This window comes from Thermobifida sp. (assembly GCF_017577275.1).
Lineage (GTDB): Bacteria > Actinomycetota > Actinomycetes > Streptosporangiales > Streptosporangiaceae > Thermobifida > Thermobifida fusca.
This window is the reverse complement of the sequence record NZ_PITY01000020.1, coordinates 665,627-683,755: the sequence shown is the minus strand read 5'-3', so window position 1 is coordinate 683,755 and position 18,129 is coordinate 665,627. Positions and strand designations below refer to the sequence as shown.

General features: G+C 68.1%; 15 protein-coding genes and 2 riboswitches. Of the genes, 8 read left to right on the top strand and 7 right to left on the bottom strand.

All coding sequences use genetic code 11. The annotated features are described in order from the left end of the window. Window positions 1–196: riboswitch (cobalamin riboswitch) on the bottom strand. A 75-nt stretch (window positions 197–271) separates the two neighbouring features. Both CW348_RS08035 and CW348_RS08030 read left to right on the top strand, forming a co-directional pair. Continuing rightward, window positions 272–1,489: a bifunctional cobalt-precorrin-7 (C(5))-methyltransferase/cobalt-precorrin-6B (C(15))-methyltransferase gene (locus tag CW348_RS08035; RefSeq protein ID WP_011290761.1), complete on the top strand. Its 1,218-nt coding sequence runs from the start codon at window positions 272–274 to the stop codon at window positions 1,487–1,489. Then, complete coding sequence (locus CW348_RS08030; protein ID WP_011290762.1) at window positions 1,486–2,256, top strand: cobalt-precorrin-4/precorrin-4 C(11)-methyltransferase; 771 nt, start codon at window positions 1,486–1,488, stop codon at window positions 2,254–2,256. Before CW348_RS08035 ends, CW348_RS08030 begins: the two co-directional genes overlap by 4 nt. A 255-nt stretch (window positions 2,257–2,511) precedes the next feature. On the opposite strand, the gene CW348_RS08025 is transcribed toward CW348_RS08030, so the two are convergent. The 3 genes from CW348_RS08025 to CW348_RS15930 are packed head-to-tail and all read right to left on the bottom strand — an operon-like array spanning window position 2,512 to window position 5,851. Then, on the bottom strand, window positions 2,512–4,047 hold the full coding sequence (locus CW348_RS08025; RefSeq protein WP_011290763.1) for a precorrin-2 C(20)-methyltransferase: 1,536 nt from the start codon (window positions 4,045–4,047) through the stop codon (window positions 2,512–2,514). Further along, window positions 4,044–4,718, bottom strand: coding sequence for a precorrin-8X methylmutase (locus tag CW348_RS08020; protein ID WP_011290764.1), 675 nt, complete (start codon window positions 4,716–4,718; stop codon window positions 4,044–4,046). The genes CW348_RS08025 and CW348_RS08020 overlap by 4 nt, the downstream gene beginning before the upstream one ends. Continuing rightward, complete coding sequence (locus CW348_RS15930; protein WP_196794328.1) at window positions 4,715–5,851, bottom strand: nitrite/sulfite reductase; 1,137 nt, start codon at window positions 5,849–5,851, stop codon at window positions 4,715–4,717. Before CW348_RS15930 ends, CW348_RS08020 begins: the two co-directional genes overlap by 4 nt. A gap of 59 nt (window positions 5,852–5,910) precedes the next feature. Further along, window positions 5,911–6,112, top strand: a riboswitch (cobalamin riboswitch). 104 nt (window positions 6,113–6,216) lie between these two features. Between CW348_RS15930 and cobN the strand changes: the two genes are divergently transcribed. The 3 genes from cobN (at window position 6,217) to CW348_RS08000 (ending at window position 11,197) form a co-directional block, all read left to right on the top strand. Beyond that, entirely contained in the window at window positions 6,217–9,846 is a 3,630-nt protein-coding gene (cobN, locus tag CW348_RS08010) for a cobaltochelatase subunit CobN (protein WP_011290766.1), read from the top strand. After that, on the top strand, window positions 9,843–10,631 hold the full coding sequence (gene cobF / locus CW348_RS08005) for a precorrin-6A synthase (deacetylating) (protein ID WP_011290767.1): 789 nt from the start codon (window positions 9,843–9,845) through the stop codon (window positions 10,629–10,631). Before cobN ends, cobF begins: the two co-directional genes overlap by 4 nt. Before the next feature lie 92 nt (window positions 10,632–10,723). Continuing rightward, the gene (locus CW348_RS08000) at window positions 10,724–11,197 is read left to right on the top strand and encodes a flavodoxin family protein (protein ID WP_011290768.1); all 474 of its coding nucleotides are present in this window, start codon (window positions 10,724–10,726) and stop codon (window positions 11,195–11,197) included. A 67-nt stretch (window positions 11,198–11,264) separates the two neighbouring features. Here the strand turns inward: CW348_RS08000 and CW348_RS07995 are convergent, their stop codons facing one another. After that, window positions 11,265–11,453 carry a hypothetical protein gene (locus CW348_RS07995; protein WP_016188119.1) on the bottom strand — a complete coding sequence of 63 codons (189 nt, stop codon included), beginning with the start codon at window positions 11,451–11,453 and terminating at the stop codon, window positions 11,265–11,267. A 308-nt stretch (window positions 11,454–11,761) separates the two neighbouring features. Between CW348_RS07995 and CW348_RS07990 the strand changes: the two genes are divergently transcribed. Genes CW348_RS07990 through CW348_RS07980 form a run of 3 tightly spaced genes read left to right on the top strand, consistent with a single transcriptional unit; the run spans window position 11,762 to window position 15,311 of the window. Further along, window positions 11,762–13,870, top strand: coding sequence for an RNA degradosome polyphosphate kinase (locus CW348_RS07990; RefSeq protein WP_011290770.1), 2,109 nt, complete (start codon window positions 11,762–11,764; stop codon window positions 13,868–13,870). Continuing rightward, on the top strand, window positions 13,863–14,840 hold the full coding sequence (locus CW348_RS07985) for an NUDIX domain-containing protein (RefSeq protein ID WP_011290771.1): 978 nt from the start codon (window positions 13,863–13,865) through the stop codon (window positions 14,838–14,840). Before CW348_RS07990 ends, CW348_RS07985 begins: the two co-directional genes overlap by 8 nt. A gap of 27 nt (window positions 14,841–14,867) precedes the next feature. Further along, the gene (locus CW348_RS07980) at window positions 14,868–15,311 is read left to right on the top strand and encodes an SRPBCC family protein (RefSeq protein WP_011290772.1); all 444 of its coding nucleotides are present in this window, start codon (window positions 14,868–14,870) and stop codon (window positions 15,309–15,311) included. A 58-nt stretch (window positions 15,312–15,369) separates the two neighbouring features. Here the strand turns inward: CW348_RS07980 and CW348_RS07975 are convergent, their stop codons facing one another. Genes CW348_RS07975 through modA form a run of 3 tightly spaced genes read right to left on the bottom strand, consistent with a single transcriptional unit; the run spans window position 15,370 to window position 17,991 of the window. Continuing rightward, entirely contained in the window at window positions 15,370–16,428 is a 1,059-nt protein-coding gene (locus CW348_RS07975) for an ABC transporter ATP-binding protein (RefSeq protein ID WP_104612631.1), read from the bottom strand. Next, a complete protein-coding gene (locus tag CW348_RS07970; protein ID WP_104612632.1) occupies window positions 16,425–17,246 on the bottom strand; it encodes an ABC transporter permease in 822 nt (273 codons plus the stop codon). Before CW348_RS07970 ends, CW348_RS07975 begins: the two co-directional genes overlap by 4 nt. Next, window positions 17,224–17,991, bottom strand: a complete 768-nt coding sequence (gene modA, locus CW348_RS07965; RefSeq protein ID WP_011290775.1) for a molybdate ABC transporter substrate-binding protein — start codon at window positions 17,989–17,991, stop codon at window positions 17,224–17,226. The genes CW348_RS07970 and modA overlap by 23 nt, the downstream gene beginning before the upstream one ends. Window positions 17,992–18,129: the final 138 nt, after the last annotated feature.

Genomic DNA, 18,129 nt, shown 5'->3' with positions numbered 1-18,129 from the left:
AAACGGCAGCCATGCCGAGGCCGGTCTTCGGACTTCCTGATCAACACCGTCCGATCGCCTTCCCAGACTGCCGTCCAGTGGCTGCGCGATGCGCGTGATCGGCGGCTCCCAGGTCACCGCAGCGGGCCTGTGCCGGATTCGCACCGGCTTCCCGATTATCCCCGTGGATTGGGGCACCTCGGCGGTTCCGCCGTCGCCGAGTCTAGCCAGCGGCGGTCCGGGTGCCCAGAGCGCTGGGAGACTTCCCCGATCCGTGTTAAGGTGGCCCGCCATGAAGACACCGGTCACTGTCGTCGGCATAGGCGCTGATGGCTGGGAAGGGTTGCCGCCGGCGTCCCGCGACGCTATCCGCGAAGCCCAGGTACTCCTCGGCGGTACTCGACATTTGGCTTTGGTGCCCGACACGGGAGCGGTACGCGAACCGTGGCCGTCCCCGTTGCTGAGCGGTCTTCCAATGCTCCTGGACCGGTACCGTGACCGCCGTGTCGTCGTGCTGGCTTCCGGGGACCCCCTCCTGTCGGGGATCGGCACCACCCTGGTGCGACTGCTCGGCGCAGACCGGGTGCGGGTGCTGCCCGCGGTGAGCTCGGTCGCCCTGGCCCGGGCACGGATGGGGTGGAGCGCGGAGTCTGTGGATGTGGTGACGCTCGTGGGACGCGACGTCGACGCGGTGCGCCGCTACCTCACCCCCGGGCGGCGGCTGGTGGTGCTCTCCTCGGATGGGACGACGCCTGCCGCGGTCGCAGCCCGGCTGGTCGAACACGGCCTTGGCGATAGCCGCATGACGGTCCTGTCCGACCTGGGGAGCAGCAGAGAGGAACGGATCGAAGCCACCGCGGCCGAGTGGCGGGGCCGGGACGCGCCGCCGTTGAACGTGGTGTGCGTGGCGGTCACCGGAAACGGTGGGTACCCGCTTACCCCCGGGCTGCCGGATGAGGCGTTCGACCACGACGGGCAGCTCACCAAACGAGAGATACGGATTGCCGCGGTCTGTGCGCTCCGCCCCCAACCCCAGGCCCTGCTGTGGGATGTGGGAGCGGGAGCAGGGTCGGTGGCCGTGGAATGGCTGCGCGCCGACCCGCGGTGCCGGGCTGTTGCGATTGAGCGGCACCCCGAACGGGTGCACCGGATCACGCGTAACGCTGCCCGGCTTGGTGTGCCCTCCCTGCGCGTGGTCCACGGTAGTGCGCCTGACGCGCTGAGCGGACTGGAGCCACCCGATGCGGTGTTCGTCGGTGGTGGGGCTACCGACCCGTCCGTGCTGGACCGGTGCTGGGCGGCCCTGCGGCCCGGGGGCCGCATCGTAGTGCACGCCGTGACTTTGGAGACGGAAGCAGTCTTGGTGGAACGGTGGCGGCGCCACGGCGGAGAGTTGACACGCCTCTCGGTGGAACGGGCTGCCCCCCTGGGGTCGTTCACGGGATGGCGTCCGGCCCGTCCGGTTGTCCAGTGGGCCGCGACCAAAACAGATCAGGGAAGAGAGACATGACGGTTCATTTCGTGGGTGCTGGCCCCGGCGCAGCTGACCTGCTGACGCTACGCGCGGTCGAACTGCTGCGCACCACTCCTGTCTGCTTGTATGCGGGTACCTATATCGACGCTGAGATCCTGGCCCACTGCCCTGACGACGCGGAACTAGTGGACACCCAGCACCTCGACCTGGACCAGATCATCGCCCACCTGGTCGACGCGGACCGGCGCGGTTTGGACGCGGTCCGGCTCTGCTCTGGAGACCCGTCGCTTTATAGCGCGCTAACCGAGCAGACACGAAGGCTTGACGAGGCAGGGGTGGCGTGGGACGTCACCCCTGGGGTGCCCGCCTATGCGGCGGCCGCGGCCCTGCTCGGCACCGAGTTGACGGTTCCGGAGGTGGCGCAGACGGTGGTGCTTACCCGCACCCGGGCACGCTCCACGAAAATGCCGGAATCGGAGGCGTTGGAGAACGTCGCGAAGATCCACGGGACTCTCGTCTTGCACTTGGCGATCCGACACATCCGGGTTCTTGCCGAGCAGCTGGTCCCCGAATACGGGGCTGATTGTCCTGTGGCGGTCGTCGCTCACGCGACCCGACCCAACGAACTCGTGCTCCGCGGCACCCTCACCGATATCGCCGACCACGTGGAGGCGGCAGGGCTGCGCCATACCGCGGTCATCCTGGTGGGGCGGGCGCTGGCCAGCCGCGAGTGGGATGTGTCGGAGATCGTCTGCTCGCACTTGTACGACCCGGCCCGTGAGCGGAACCGCGAGGCGAGCTAAATCCCCTGGCAGCGGATGTGGGGAAACCGGGACGTCCGTGAGCGAACCGCAGTTGGGGCGGGAAACGGGTAGAGCAGGCCGTGGGCGGCTAGGACCTGCCGAGAGGGTGTGGGCGGGTGTACCCGGCCGCGCAGTGCCGCCCTGTGCGGCGCGCGCACCGCACCCCGCCAGCCGCGGCACGGCCACGAGAGTTCCCCGCTGCAGCGCAGGGGTGTTTCCCGCCGCGTGCTTGCCCGGAAGCGGGATTTGCGTGAGCTATTCCGCCACAAACCGCGGTGTCCACACCGCTCCCGCAGCCGTCACGGAGGTGCTGGAGGAGCCCACGATGAGCAGGCACCGCATGTCGATGCCTTCCGGGTCGAGCTTTCCCAGCGTGGTGACCTCCACCGACTCGCCCTCGCGGCCCACGTCACGGCCGACCACCACCGGGGTGTTGTCCCGCCGGTGTCGCAACAGGACGTCGCGGGCTCGCGCCACCTGGGTGCGCCGGGAACGGGACGCAGGGTTGTAGATCGCCAGCACTAAGTCGGCGCGGGCTGCCGCCTCCAACCGGGCTTCGATCACCTCCCACGGTTTGAGCCGGTCGGACAGGCTCAGCACCGCAAAATCCCCGCCAATGGGCGCGCCCGCTCGTGCCGCCACTGCTTGCACCGCGGTCAGCCCTGGCAGTACCCGCACAGGAACGTCCGCGTAGCGGGGATCCTGGGCCGCTTCGAAGACCGCCGAGGCCATCCCGAACACGCCAGCGTCCCCGCCTGAGACCACGGCCACCCGCTCCCCGGCTAAGGCCAGGTCAAGAGCGAACCGGGCCCGATCCAATTCGACCGTGTTGCCGCTGGAGTGCCGCTGCTGACCGGGACGCACCGGAACGCGGTCCACGTACGGGCCGTAGCCGACCACGTGGTCGACGTTGGCGAGCGCCTGCGCTGCTTCCGGGGTCAGCCACTGCTCGCCAGCGGGGCCGAGACCCACCACGAGTAGTTCGGCGGGCGAGTCCGGATGATGGGGGGCTGGGGTGCGCTGCGGTGCACGGACTCTGCCTCGCGGTCTCCGGTTGCGTGGCGTGCTGTCCCCGGAGCTGAGAATCAGCGAGAAATAGGGGACATCGTCGGAAGCTACGTCCCCTACTGGAAGTATCCGCTGTTCAGCCATGGAGGCGCGTTCCACGTAGACAGCGTCCTCCAGTCGCCCTGCCTGGGCTAGCGCCTCGCGCACACCGGCGAAGGTGCGGCGGCCGAGCTTCAGTACTGCGGCAGCGTCAGTGTCGGCCAGTCGCCGGGCCAGCTCGGGTGGGGGCAGGGTCCCTGGGAGGATCGTCAACACGTCGGTGCGGCGCACGAGCGGGCACGCCGCCGCAGCAGAAGCCGCGGATATCGACGTCACACCGGGGACGATCTCGGTGGGAAACCGGGAGGCCAGCCGGTCGTGCAGGTACATGTACGAGCCGTAGAACAGCGGGTCGCCCTCACACAGCACCACGACGTCCCGCCCTTGTGACAGGTGGGCGGCGAGCCGTTGGGCGGACGCGTCGTAGAACTCGGTGATGGCGCCCTCGTAGCCGCCCGGATGGTCCGTGGTTCCGGTCGTCACCGGGTAGACGAGTTTCTCCTCGATCACTCCCTCCGGGATCACATCTGCGGCAATAGATCGGGCGATAGAGCGGCCGTGTGTCCCTGAGTAGTAGGCGATGACGTCGGCTTCGGCAATCAGTCGGGCTGCTTTGCGGGTGATGAATTCCGGGTCTCCAGGACCTAGGCCGACGCCGTACAGGCGGCCGGGGGTGCTGCTCATTCCTCCTCCTGCGCGAGAGCGTTGACCGCGGACGCGGCTAGCGCCGAGCCTCCGCGGCGGCCACGTACCACCAGGTAGGGGATGCCTGCGGGGTGGGACATGAGGGCTTCTTTGGATTCGGCCGCGCCGATGAACCCGACGGGCACGCCGATGATCGCGGCTGGTCGGGGCGCGCCGGAGTCGATCAGCTCTAGCAGGTGGAATAGGGCGGTGGGGGCGTTGCCGATCGCGATGACTGCGCCTGCCAAGCGGTCCGTCCACAGCGACACCGCGGCCGCGGAGCGCGTCGTCCCCCACGCCGTGGCGAGTTGGGGAACACGAGGGTCGTTGAGCAGACACAGCACCTCGTTGTCGGCGGGGAGCCGGGAACGGGTCACCCCGGACGCCACCATGCGTGCGTCGGTGAGGATGGGGGCCCCGCCGCGCAGCGCGTCTCGGGCCGCGGGCACCAGGTTGGGGTGGATGACCAGGTCACGGGCGAGGTCGGTTTGGCCGCAGGCGTGGATCATGCGGACCGCAATCTTTTCGGCGTCCGTGGGGAGCCCGGACAGGTCGGCTTCGGCCCGGATGGTGGCGAAGGAGTGCGCGTAGATGGTTGCGCTGTCGGTCTCGTAGGTGTAGCGCCGAGGCGGCGGGGAGAGCGGGGTGGGCCTGTCGGAATGCGGTGTCACGTGCTGCTCCCGAGAAGGACGAGGGTGTGCGGGGTGTGCGGGGCACCGCAGGCGCGTTCGCACCCGGCGATGTGGTAGGGGGATCCGTCGTCGGATGTGTCGGGGGAGGATAGGCGGCGGACGAGCTTGACGGCTTGAGACCGGGTGTCGCCACGGCTGCGAGCACAGCCGGGGGAGCCGATGCAGGCGCTGATCCGGCTCCACGGCGATGCCGGGTCGAGGACCAGCCCGGCTTCCTGGAGCAAAGCTGCGACGTTGCTGGCCTGGTCGGTGGGGACAGGGGTGACGATCACTCCCCGCCACGGGGTGAGGATGATCGTGCTGTCGCTGTGCTCCGCTGCATCCAAGAGAGCCCGCTGCATGGGCGGGGTGAGAACGCCTAGCGGCACTGAACCCGCCACAGCGGATTCAGCGGTGGAAATGGTGATAATTCCGTGAAGGATGTTTCTTCGAAACCGTTCAACGCTCCAGCGATCGCCGCTTTTTGTATGGCGTAAAAAATTGGAAAACTCGACGTTGTTGAGTAGTTCTCGTCCTTTTTTTGGTAGCTGAACGACATTCCATTTTCCCTCGCTTATATCGAGAAAACGGTGAGCGAGATCAAGGATTATATCAACGATTTCTGTAGATGAAATCACAGGCCCTGAAAAGGTGCCGACACGTATTTGTGCCGACCGTTCGTCGATCGCGTAAATTCCTAAGTCGATAGGCATTCCAGCGAGATCGCCGCGGCCGTCATCAAGACCGAAAAGGAACCGTCCGGGCAGCTCTGCCAGTCGTGGATCAGTGCACAGTGCCCGGTCTAGAGCGGAGACGAGGGGGCGAACATCCATTCTGCCACCGATTATTCCGGAAAGGGGAGAAGCGACAATATTGCGTACCCGATCATGGGTAGATGAAGGCAGGAATCCGGATGCTGCCACAATATGAGGTAATTCGTTGGGAATCTGTTGATCATCTGTGACGGGAATCCCTCTGATTTGCACGTTTCCACGTGAAGTTAAATGGAGATTACCGTCGCCGAATTTTGCGGTGATCTGGCTAAGCGTGGCTATCCCGCGACGGCTAATATGCCCCCCGGGAATACGAATACGCAGCAGAGCGCCGTCGGCTGCGAAATGGGGACGCAGCACGCCGGGGCAGCGGTCAGGTGGCTGTAGACAGAACACCGGAACATGGTTGCATACGCTTTCTTGCCCTGCGCTATGGTGGTCGCGTCGTGGTGAACGGGAAGACCGGTGCAAGACCGGCGCGGCCCTCGCCACTGTGATCGAGGAGTCGTCGAGCTTTGCTTGGGGAAACCACCCCGCGGCCACCGGGCACCAGCCTGGGAAGGTCAGCTCGGCGGCGGTGACTCGTCAGCCAGGAGACCGGCCACGACGCGTCATGTCCACGAGGGTTTGGAGACCATGACCATGGCTGATGCTGTGCCGCGTCCTGTACCGCCCGCCGCGGGTCCACCGACTCCCTCGATTGTTGGGGCTGGGAGAGGTCGCCGATGCCTCGCATAGCACTGCTTTCCACCTCGGACACCGACCTGCTGTCGGCACGTGCCAGCGGCGCAAACTACGTCTGGGGCAACCCGTCGCGTCTCGACGTCACCGGAACAGATCCCGGTTCGCTCCACGCCCTGCTTCACGGCGCTGACCTGGTAATTGTGCGCATTCTGGGGTCTGCGCGCTCGTGGCAGGAGGGCCTCGACCAGGTTTTAACCCATGGCGTCCCCGTTGTGGTGCTGGGCGGAGAGCAGACCCCGGACGCGGAGCTGATGAGCCATTCCACCGTACCCGTCGGGATCGCTGCTGAAGCCCACCGCTATCTGGCCCACGGGGGGCCCGACAACCTCGCTGCGCTGCATGCCTTCCTCAGCAGCACCGTGCTGCTGACCGGTGGGAGTTTTGATCCGCCGACAGAACTGCCCGAATGGGGCCTGCTTGAGCGGTCCACGCCACCACAGGCGGACCGGGACGGGCTGCCGAGGATTGGCATCCTCTACTACCGCGCCCACCAGGCCAGCGGGAATACTCGTTTCGTCCACGACCTGGCTGACGCGGTCGACGCTACCGGCGAAGCGGTCGCCGTCCCCATCTACTGCACGTCGCTGCGCAGCGCATCCCCGGAACTCCTCGCGGAGCTCGGCACCCTGGATGCGCTGGTCGTCACCGTGCTCGCCGCGGGAGGAACCCGCCCGGCCACAGCCAGTGCTGGAGGCGACGACGAGGCGTGGGACGTTGGTGAACTAGCGCGACTCGACATTCCGATCCTGCAGGCGCTCTGCCTGACGTGGGGGCGTGATCAGTGGAAGGCTTCCGACGAGGGGACGTCCCCCCTCGACTCTGCATCCCAGATCGCCGTCCCCGAATTCGACGGGCGCATCATCACCGTGCCGTTCTCCTTCAAGGAGTTCGACGACGAAGGACTGCCCCACTACGTCACCGATGCGGAACGGTGCCGCCGAGTAGCCGACATCGCCGTCGCTCATGCCCGGCTGCGGCACATCCCACCCGCCCAGCGCCGGGTCGCGATCGTGCTGTCGGCCTACCCCACCAAGCATTCCCGAGTCGGCAACGCCGTGGGCCTGGACACCCCCGTCTCCGCGGTGCGGTTGCTGCGGGCCATGCGGGACGCCGGATACGACCTGGGAGACGGGTTTCCCGGTGTGGACCTGGCGGACGAGACCGAAGCGGGTAACACCCTCATCCACGCCCTCATCGAAGCCGGTGGACAGGACGAGGAGTGGCTGACCGCCGAACAGTTAGCGGGAAATCCGGTGCGCATCCCGGCCGAACGCTACCGGGAGTGGATCGCCGACCTGCCCGGTGAACTGATTGACGCGGTGAACGAGCACTGGGGAGAGCCGCCCGGCACGCTTTTCGTCGACAACGGCGACATCGTGCTCGCTACCCTCCAGGCAGGCAACGTGGTGCTCATGATCCAGCCGCCGCGTGGTTTCGGAGAGAACCCGGTGGCGATCTACCACGACCCCGACCTGCCGCCGTCCCACCACTACCTCGCCGCATACCGGTGGCTGGAATGCGGCTTCGGCGCCCACGCCATCGTCCACCTCGGCAAACACGGCTCCCTGGAGTGGCTGCCCGGCAAGAACGCCGCACTGTCCGCGGCGTGCGCCACCGATGCCGCACTCGGCGCGGTGCCGCTCATCTACCCCTTCCTCGTCAACGACCCGGGTGAAGGGGCGCAGGCTAAGCGGCGGGCCCACGCGACGATCATCGACCATCTTGTGCCCCCGATGGCACGCGCCGAGTCTTACGGCGACATCGCCCGGCTGGAGCAGCTCCTCGACGAGCACGCCAACATCGCCGCGATGGATCCGGCGAAGCTTCCCGCGATCCGGGCGCAGATCTGGACTCTCATCCAGGCCGCCAAACTCGACCGTGACCTGGGGCTGTCCGAGCGGCCGCATGACGCGGAATTCGACGACTTCCTGCTGCACGTCGACGGCTGGCTGTGCGAAGTCAAAGACTCTCAAATCCGCGACGGACTGCACGTGCTAGGTGGGGCGCCTGTCGGCGAGGCCCGCGTCAACCTGGTGCTGGCCATCCTGCGTGCTGTCCAAGTGTGGGGTGGGCAGGCCGGTGCTGTGCCTGGACTGCGCCGTGCTCTCGGCCTGGCGGGAGACACCGGAAACCGGGCGGAGGTTGACGCCGTCGAAGCCCGGGCCCGCGCCCTGGTCGAGGCCATGGAGGAAGCCGGCTGGGATCCGGAACAGGCACAGGTCGTGGCGGACCGGCTCGGCGAGACCGCTCCGGACGTGGTCCGGGTGCTCCGGTTTGCGGCCGAGCACGTCATTCCACGGCTCGCAGACACCCGTCAAGAAATCACCGCGGTACTCCATGCCCTCAACGGCGGCTTCGTTCCCGCCGGACCGTCGGGATCGCCGCTGCGTGGCCTGGTTAACGTACTGCCCACCGGCCGCAACTTTTACACCGTCGACCCCCGGGCCATCCCGAGCCAGCTCGCCTACGAGACCGGGAAAGCATTGGCTGACGCGCTTATTGAACGCTACCGCGCCGAAACCGGCGAGTATCCGCGTTCGGTGGGGCTATCAGTATGGGGAACCTCAGCTATGCGTACCTCTGGAGACGACATCGCTGAGGTGCTCGCTCTCCTCGGGGTGCGCCCCGAATGGGACGAGGTGTCCCGCCGGGTGCGGGAGCTGAGCGTCATCCCGCTGCCCGAGTTGGGACGCCCACGCATCGACGTCACCGTCCGCATCTCCGGGTTCTTCCGAGACGCCTTCCCTCACGCGGTCGCCATGCTCGACGACGCCGTCCGCATGGTGGCGGAACTCGACGAACCGGACGACGCTAACTACGTGCGGGCTCACGTCCGCAGCGACCTCGCGGAACACGGTGACCGTGAACGCGCGCTGCGGCGCATCTTCGGTTCCGCCCCCGGTGCCTACGGGGCAGGCCTGCTCCAGCTGATCGACTCTGGTGACTGGCGTAGCGACGCTGATCTCGCCGAGGTCTACACCGCGTGGGGCGGTTTCGCCTACGGGCGCAACCTGCACGGTGAGCCTTCTGCGGAAGACATGCGTGCCAACTATCGGAGGATCGCGGTAGCCGCGAAGAATACGGACACCCGCGAGCACGACATCGCCGACTCGGACGACTACTTCCAATACCACGGCGGCATGGTCGCCACCGTGCGCGCCCTCACCGGCGTCGAGCCGAAGGCCTACATCGGCGATTCCACCACACCGGACCAGGTGCGCACCCGGTCGCTGCGGGAAGAGACCGCCCGGGTTTTCCGTGCCCGAGTGGTTAACCCCCGGTGGCTGGCGGCGATGCGGAACCACGGTTATAAGGGCGCATTTGAACTGGCCGCCACTGTCGACTACCTGTTCGGCTACGACGCGACCGCGGGGGTGGTCGACGACTGGATGTATGAGACCCTCGCCCAGACCTATGTCCTGGACACCGAGAATCAGGAGTTCCTCCGGCAAGCGAACCCCTGGGCGCTCCAGGGCATTGTGGAGCGGCTCACCGAGGCTGCTGATCGTGGCCTGTGGCGGGAGCCCCACCCACAGACAATGGAGGCGCTGCGCCGCGTCTACCTGGAAGTCGAGGGAGAACTGGAGGACCGGGGGACGAATCGGACGTGACCCGGAAAGCCCTGCTCATCGGTATCGGGCCGGGCGGACCCGACCAGCTCACGGTCGAGGCTGTCCGGGCGCTCAACGAGGTCGACGTCTTTCTTGTCGCGGACAAAGAGGCAGCGGCAGGCCGGGAAGGCACCGGTGACTTGGTGGCGCTGCGGGAAGAAATCTGCCGCCGCCACATCACTGGAAACAACTACCGGATCGTGACGGTGCCTGACCCGCCGCGAGACCGTGCCCCCGTGGCGGACCACGGCTACGGCCGGCAGGTCCGGGACTGGCATGCTGCCCGAGCACGCGCCTATACGGACGCCATCGTGAAACACACCCGCCCCGATGAGGTGCTTGGTTTTCTCGTCTGGGGTGATCCAAGCCTCTACGACAGCACGATCCGGGTGGTGGAACGCATCCGATCTTGCGGAGTGGACCTGGACTACCAGGTGATTCCGGGAGTGAGTAGCGTCCAGCTGCTCGCAGCCCGACACCGGATCGTGCTCAACCGCATCGGCGGCCCGATCACGGTGACGACCGGACGGCGGCTCGGCACCGATGTGGCCCGCGGGGCCGACACTCTGGTGGTGTTTCTCGACGGCTGCCTGTCCTGTGCTGAGCTGCCCGGTGCGGGCTGGGATATCTGGTGGGGCGCCAACCTTGGCACCGCAAGCGAGGAGCTGGTCGCAGGACGGCTTGGTGAGGTGATGGACGCGATCCGCGCCGCCCGAAAACGCGCCAAGGCGGCGCAAGGCTGGGTGATGGACGTCTATCTGCTGCGCCGGGCCGCTGTGAGCTGAGCAGTGGACGGACGGAGCCGTGGGAAGAGGCACGGCGGCGTGGCGTACGGGCCTGATCGGCTTGGCCACGGTGGTGCGGGGATACTGGGGACATGGCCCGACTGTTGATCGTGCACCACACCACGTCTCCTAGCACCCAGGCGATGCTGGAAGCGGTCCTGGAAGGAGCACGAACCGACGAGATCGACGGCGTCGAAGTGGTGACCCGCGCGGCACTGGCCGCTACCGCTGTGGACGTGCTCGCCGCGGACGCGGTCATCCTCGGCACCCCCGCCAACATCGGCTACATGTCCGGCGCCCTCAAACACTTCTTCGACCAGGTGTACTACCCGTGCCTCTCAGAGACCGCGGGCCTGCCCTACACGCTCTACGTGCACGGCAACAACGACACCACCGGCGCGGTCCGCTCCGTGGAGACCATCGCCAAAGGCATGTCCTGGCACCGGCACCGGCCGCCCGTCACCGTGGTCGGCGAACTGTCCCGCGCGGACCGGGAAGCGTGCTGGGAGTTGGGCGCGGTCACTGCACTGGCCGCGGCTGAGCGTGCCGCTTCCCGCACCGCCTGAGCCTGGCCGCCGCGGACGGGCGGCGCCGATTCCGACCGGGCCGCCCCGCGGCACGGACACGGCGGTGTCAGCGGTCGATCCACCCCAGGAAATGCCACCGGTACACAATGTCCCCGGGCACCGGCTCGTAGACCGCCCGCTGAGTGTGCCCCGGAATGGTCAGGTAGGCGCCGACCGTGACGTCCTCGTCTGGCCCGAGCTCCACGATCTTGCCGTCGAGCGGGCCGCCAATGTACTCCACACGTTCGCGTCGCATACGTCCCAGGATGGCGGGAACAACCCGCTGCTGTCCGTGAAATAGCGAAAACACCCCGCTACCAAGGGGTAGAAATCCGCGTTCCGCGGCGGGGCCGTGGCCCGCAGCACCCGACCGGGCATCCCGTGCCTCTCCGGCGTTCCGCCGCTTCCCCGCCGGTCTATTCATCACAGAACGTTACGTGGCATATGCCTAAAGTCCCCCGGTGGGCGTTTTGGGGTTCACTGTTCCGGGGCATGTTGCCTGAATATCACAGGGGTCAGCGGGGCGTCGGTGCCCGGATGCACGGGAAGTGGGGGCAGCTTCGCATGGTGCAGAAGAAGACAGCGGCCGTAGCGGTGAACGCAGCGCAGATGCTCACCCGAGACAGAGACCTCCTGCCCCCCGACCGCTTCATGAACCGGGAGATCGGCTGGCTCCGCTTCAACCAGCGGGTCCTGGAACTCGCGGAAGACACCACGCTGCCGCTGCTGGAACGGGCCCTGTTCCTGTCCATCTTCTCCAGCAACCTCGACGAGTTCTTCATGGTGCGGGTCGCCGGACTCAAACGCCGCCTCGCCACCGGGGTCCCCGTCTCCTCCCGGCAGGACCCCCGCGAACAACTACGGGAGATCAGCAAAGTCACCCACGAGCTCATGGAACGGCACGCGGCATGCTTCCACACCTCGGTAGCGCCGGCGCTCGCCGAAGCCGGGATCCGCATCGTGCGCTGGAACGACCTCACCACCGAAGAGAAGCAGCAGATGCACCGCTTCTTCCGCCGCACGATCTACCCGGTGCTCACCCCGCTCGCCGTCGACCCGGCCCACCCGTTCCCCTACATTTCCGGGCGCTCCCTCAACCTCGCGGTCCGAGTGTGCGACCCGCACACGGGACGGCAGACGTTCGCGCGCATCAAAGTCCCCCCGGCGCTGCCGCGCTTCACCGAACTCGGCGGCCAGCGTTTCGTCCCCGTCGAAGACGTCATCTCCGCGCACCTGCCGCAACTGTTCGAAGGCATGGAGATCCTGGAACACCACGCGTTCCGGGTCACCCGCAACGCCGACCTAGAAGTGGACGAAGACGAAACCGACGACCTCGTCAAATCCCTGGAACGGGAACTGCTGCGCCGCCGCTTCGGACCCCTCGTGCGCCTGGAGGTCGAAGAGACCATCTCCGACGAGATCCTCACCCTCCTCCGCGAAGAACTCGGCGCGGACGAAGAAGAGACCTACCGCGTGCCCGGCCCGCTGGACCTCTCCGGCCTCGCCCAACTCCACGAACTCGACCGGCCGGAACTCAAATACCCGCCGATGGTCCCGGTCGAGCCGCGCGTCCTCGCCCACAACGACTTCTTCGAAGTGCTGCGCCGCAGCGAACTCCTCGTCCACCACCCCTACGAGTCGTTCGCCACCACCACCCAGCGGTTCATCGAACTCGCGGCCTCCGACCCGAAAGTGCGGGCGATCAAACAGACCCTGTACCGCACCAGCGGCGACTCCCCGATCATGGAGGCCCTCATCGAAGCCGCCCGCTCCGGCAAAGAAGTCATCGTCCTCGTGGAGATCAAGGCCCGCTTCGACGAGCAGAACAACATTCGCTGGGCCCGCAAACTGGAGATGGCGGGCTGCCACGTGGTCTACGGGGTGGTCGGGTTGAAGACCCACTGCAAGCTCGCCCTCGTCGTCCGGGAAGAAGACGACGGCAGCCTGCGCCGCTACTGCCACATCGGTACCGGCAACTACAATCCGCGCACCGCCCGCATCTACGAGGACTTCGGACTGTTCAGCGCCGACCCGGAAGTAGGCGAAGACCTCAGCGACCTGTTCAACCACCTCACCGGCTTCTCCCGTAAAAAGCACTACCGGCGGCTGCTCGTGGCCCCGCACGCGCTGCGGGAAGCCCTGCTGCGCCAGATCCAGCACGAGATCGCCAACCATGAGCAAGGGCTGCCAGCCCGCATCCGCATCAAAACCAACTCGCTGGTCGACGAGGAGATCGTCGACGCCCTCTACCTCGCGTCCCGGGCCGGGGTCCCCATCGACCTGTGGGTGCGGGGCAGCTGCGTCCTCCGCCCCGGGGTGCCAGGGCTCTCCGAGACGATCCGGGTGCGCAGCATCCTCGGCCGGTTCCTGGAGCACTCCCGCATCTTCGTCTTCGCCAACGGCGGAGAGCCGCAGGTGTGGATCGGAAGCGCCGACCTCATGCCGCGCAACCTGGACCGCAGGGTGGAAGTGCTGGTCCGCATCGTTGATCCGGGGCAGCGTTCCCGGCTCATGACCCTCATGGACCTGGCCATGGCGGACAGCACGTCGTCGTGGCACCTCAACCCGGACGGCAGTTGGACCCGGTTCACCCACGATGAGGAAGGAAACCCGCTCGTGGACGTACAGAGCACCCTGCGCGGCGACCGCTACCTGAGGGTGGTCGATGACTGAGCCGCCGCCCACTCCTGACCGGCATCCGGACGCCGTGGAATCCGCCGCGCCCGGCGGCTACCTGGAACCTGTCCGGGCCGCGGGGACCGTCCTGTGGCGGGACACCGGCCGCGGCCGCGAAATAGCCCTGGTCCACCGGCCCCGCTACAACGACTGGACCCTGCCGAAAGGGAAACTGGACGAAGGGGAGCACGTCCTCGTCGCCGCGGTGCGGGAAACCGTGGAAGAGACCGGGGTCACCCCGAGGCTGGGCCGTCGCCTGGCCACGCAGCGCTACTGGAAGTCCGGTTGGCCCAAACAGGTCGACTGGTGGGCCGCCACCCCCGCACCGGGCACGACCGCCCAGTTCACCCCCACCGCGGAGGTGGACGCGGTCGAATGGCTGCCCGCGGCAGAAGCCCGCGCCCGGCTCACCTATCCCAGCGACGTCCGCGTCCTTGACGACTTCCTGCACGGACCCGCACAGACCGTGCCGCTGGTGCTGCTGCGGCACGCCTCGGCCGGGAACAAAAACGAATGGCACGATTACGACCTGCTTCGGCCGTTGGACGAGGCAGGGCGGGCCCACGCGCGCGCAGTAGCCGACATCCTCGCCGTATTCGGGCCTTTGCGCGTGGTCTCCTCGACGGCCGCGCGCTGTCTCGAGACCGTGGTGCCGTACGCGGCCGCCCACGGGGTAGAGATCCGCACGGAGCACACGTTCACCGTGGGGGTGCTCCGCTCCGGGGCCCAGGCTTACGACCCGCAGGCCGCCCGCCAGACGATGCGGGCCCTGGTCGAGGAGCGGCAGCCCACTCTGGTGTGCACGCACGGCGAACTCGTGGCGGATCTCATGGCGGAAGCCGCCGCCCAGACCGGTGCCCCCGCCCGGTCGCGGTGGGCGCTGCGGAAAGGCGCGTTCTGGGTGGTGCACCGGGACGCCAAAGACGGTTCTCTTGTTGCGGTAGAGCACCACGGCCTGCCCGGCTAGCCGGGGCCACTCGGTTAAGTTGGGCCCATGGCCACACAGAAGGTGTCCCGCAGCATCACCGTGAACGCCCCTGCCGAACGGATCTTCGCGATCCTCACGAATCCGCGCCGCCACGCCGAGATCGACGGGTCCGCTATGGTCAGCGGCTGCCTGCACGGACCGGAAACCCTCACCGCGGGCTCCGAGTTCCGCATGGACATGTCGATGCTCGGCGTGCCCTACCGGATGACCAACCGGGTAGTGGAATACGAGAAGAACCGGCGCATCGCCTGGCGACACATCGGCCCGCACCGCTGGCGCTGGCAACTGGAACCGGTGGACGACCACACGACCCGGGTCACGGAGACCTTCGACTATTCGCCGGCGGGCCCGTTCGCGATCCTCTACCAGCTGGCGGGCTATCCCGCGCGCAACGCCCGCGCTATCGAGCAGACGCTGCTGCGGCTGAAAGCCCTGGCGGAAGCAGAGTAGGAGCCGGGCGCTCACCTCGCGGAGTAGGCCACGGCAGTCCGGCCCCGCAGCCCGCCGCTCACACCGGATAGCACTCCACTTCGGTGGCTTTCACCGCGGCCCACACCCGGTCCCCCGGACGGAGGGAGAGGTCGGCGAGCGCGGCCGCGGTGATGTCGGCGTTCACCTCCACCGCCCCGGACAGGCGGACCCGCACGTGGGGGCCGAACCGTTCCACCCCGTCCACGGTCAGCAGCCACGTGTTGCGGGGACTGCCGTGGGGACGCTCCCGGTACAGGGCTACGGCATGCGGCGGGAACGCGGCAAACACCTCCCCGTCGTGGGGAGACGCCACCGTCAACGCCACGGCTGAGCCGTGGGGTCCCGCAAGCTGCACCCGCGTGCCCGCGGCCCGGCCCCGGTACAGGTTCACCCCCACCAGGCGGGCCACGTAGTCGGTGCGGGGCCGTCGCGCCACGTCCCCAGGCGTCCCCTCCTGCACGGACACCCCGTCCTCTAGGACCAGCACCCGGTCGGCGAGCACCATCGCGTCCAGCGGGTCGTGGGTGACCAGTACGGTCGCCCCGGAGAAAGCGGTGAGCCGGCAGCGGAGCATAGTGCGGACCGACATCCGCGTGTCCGCGTCCAACGCGGCCATCGGCTCGTCCAGCAGCAAAAGCCGGGGCCGGGTCGCCAACGCCCGGGCGAGCGCCACCCGCTGCTGCTGGCCCCCGGAGAGCGTGCGCGGCCGCGCACGCGCGTACTCGGCCACCCCCATGTCGGTGAGCAGGTCGAGCGCGAGCCGGCGGGCCTGCCGCGCGGGCATGCCCTGGCAGCGCGGGCCGAATGCCACGTTCTCCACCACGGTCAAGTGGGGGAACAGGAGAAAGTCCTGGAACACGAAACCGACCGGGCGCCGCTCCGCGGGCACGGACAACAGGTCGACCCCGTCCACCCGCAGGTGTCCCTGCGCGGGGAGCAGCCCGGCCAGGGCGCGCAGCACCGTGGACTTTCCCGCACCGTTCGGGCCGAGCAGCGCCAGCACGTGGCCGGACGCCACCTGGAAGCGGGTTTCCACGGTGAAACCGGGATGGTGGACGACCAGGTGGGCGTCCACGACGGGGACGGGCGCGGTCACCGTGCCCCCAGCCAGTGGTCCCGCAGCACGACGAGGATGAGAACGGAGACGGCGAGCAGCACCAGGCTGAGCACGACCGCCGCCTCCGGACTGCGCTGCATCTCCAAGTACACCGCAAGCGGCATCGTCTGGGTGCGGCCGGGGTAGTTTCCCGCGAACATGATGGTCGCCCCGAATTCGCCGAGCGCCCGCGACCAGCACAGGACCGCGCCGGCGAGAATCCCCGGCGCCACCATGGGCAGCGTCACCCGGCGGAACACGGTCCACCGGTTCGCCCCTAGCGTGGCCGCAGCCTCCTCGTAGCGCCGGTCCATGCCGCGCAGCGCGCCTTCCACGCTCATCACCAGGAACGGCATGGCCACGAACACTTGCGCGGCCACTACCCCGGCGGGGGTGAACGGCAGCCCGTAGCCGGTCCACTCGGCCACGTAGCGGCCGAGCAGCCCGTTGCGCCCCCACACCATGAGCAGCGCCACCCCGCCCACGACCGGAGGCAGCACCAGCGGCACGGTGACCAGGGCCCGGACGAGGCTGCGTCCCGGAAACTCGGTGCGGGCCAACAGCCAGGCCAACGGCACCCCCAGCACGAGGGAGACCACGGTGGCTGCGCTCGCTGTGGCCAGGGAGAGCAGGAGCGCGTCGCGCACCCCCGTGGAGAACAGTTGGGCGCCCAGCGTGGACCACGGGGTGCGGGCAAGCAGGCCGAACAGCGGCAGCATCAGGAAGCCGAAGCCGAGCAGCGCGGGCACCAGCAGCAGTCGGGGAACCCGGCCTGTCAGCGGGGCACCGGCAGGCTTAGGGGAGGAGGAAGCCGGCATCGTCCAGCACTTTCGCGTTGTCCGGGGAGGTCACGAAAGCCGTCCACGCTTGGGCGAGTTCCGGTTCGGCCGCGTCGGCGAGGACCGCGATCGGATAGTCGTTGACTGCGGCCGCCGCTTCCGGAATGTCGATGCCGTGCACGTCGCCTCCGGCGGCGACCACGTCGGAGCGGTACACGAGGGCGGCGTCCACTTCGCCCAACCGGACCCGGGTGAGCGCGGCCCGCACATCCTCCTCCCACGTCACCGGGTCCACTGCCACTCCGGCGGCGTCCAGGACCGCGCGGGATGCCGCACCGCACGGCACGTGCTCGGCGCAGAGCGCCACCGTTGTCCCGTCCGCGGCGAGGTCGTCCAGCGAGCCGATACCGGCAGGGTTCTCCGGTGGGACCGCGATCTGCAGCGTGTTGCGCGCGAACACCACCGGTTCGTCGGCGACGCCGACGTCAGCGACGACCCGGTCCATGGTGGCCTGGTCGGCGGAGGCGAACACGTCGGCGGGCGCGCCCTGCGCGAGCTGCTCGGCGAGCGCGGAGCTGCCCGCAAAAGCGAACTCCACGGTGGTGCCGGGATGCTGCTCCGCAAACTGGGCGCCCCACGTCCGGAAGACGTCGGTGAGGGAGGCCGCGGCGAACACGGTGAGCGTCCGTTCGGGGGGTCCCGAGGCGGAGCCGTCGGCGACGGGGGTGCACGCGCTTCCGACCAGCACAGCGCACACCGCAACGACACATCGGGCGAACCTCACGCAGCAGACCCTACCGAGGACGGTAGCCTGTCTCCCCATCCCCACCAGCGGAAACCGACGCACCACCTGTCCGCTGTGCCCCTGGCGCTGCGGGACGCAGCACGGCACACCCGGTGCAGCAGCGCGGCGAGAACAGGA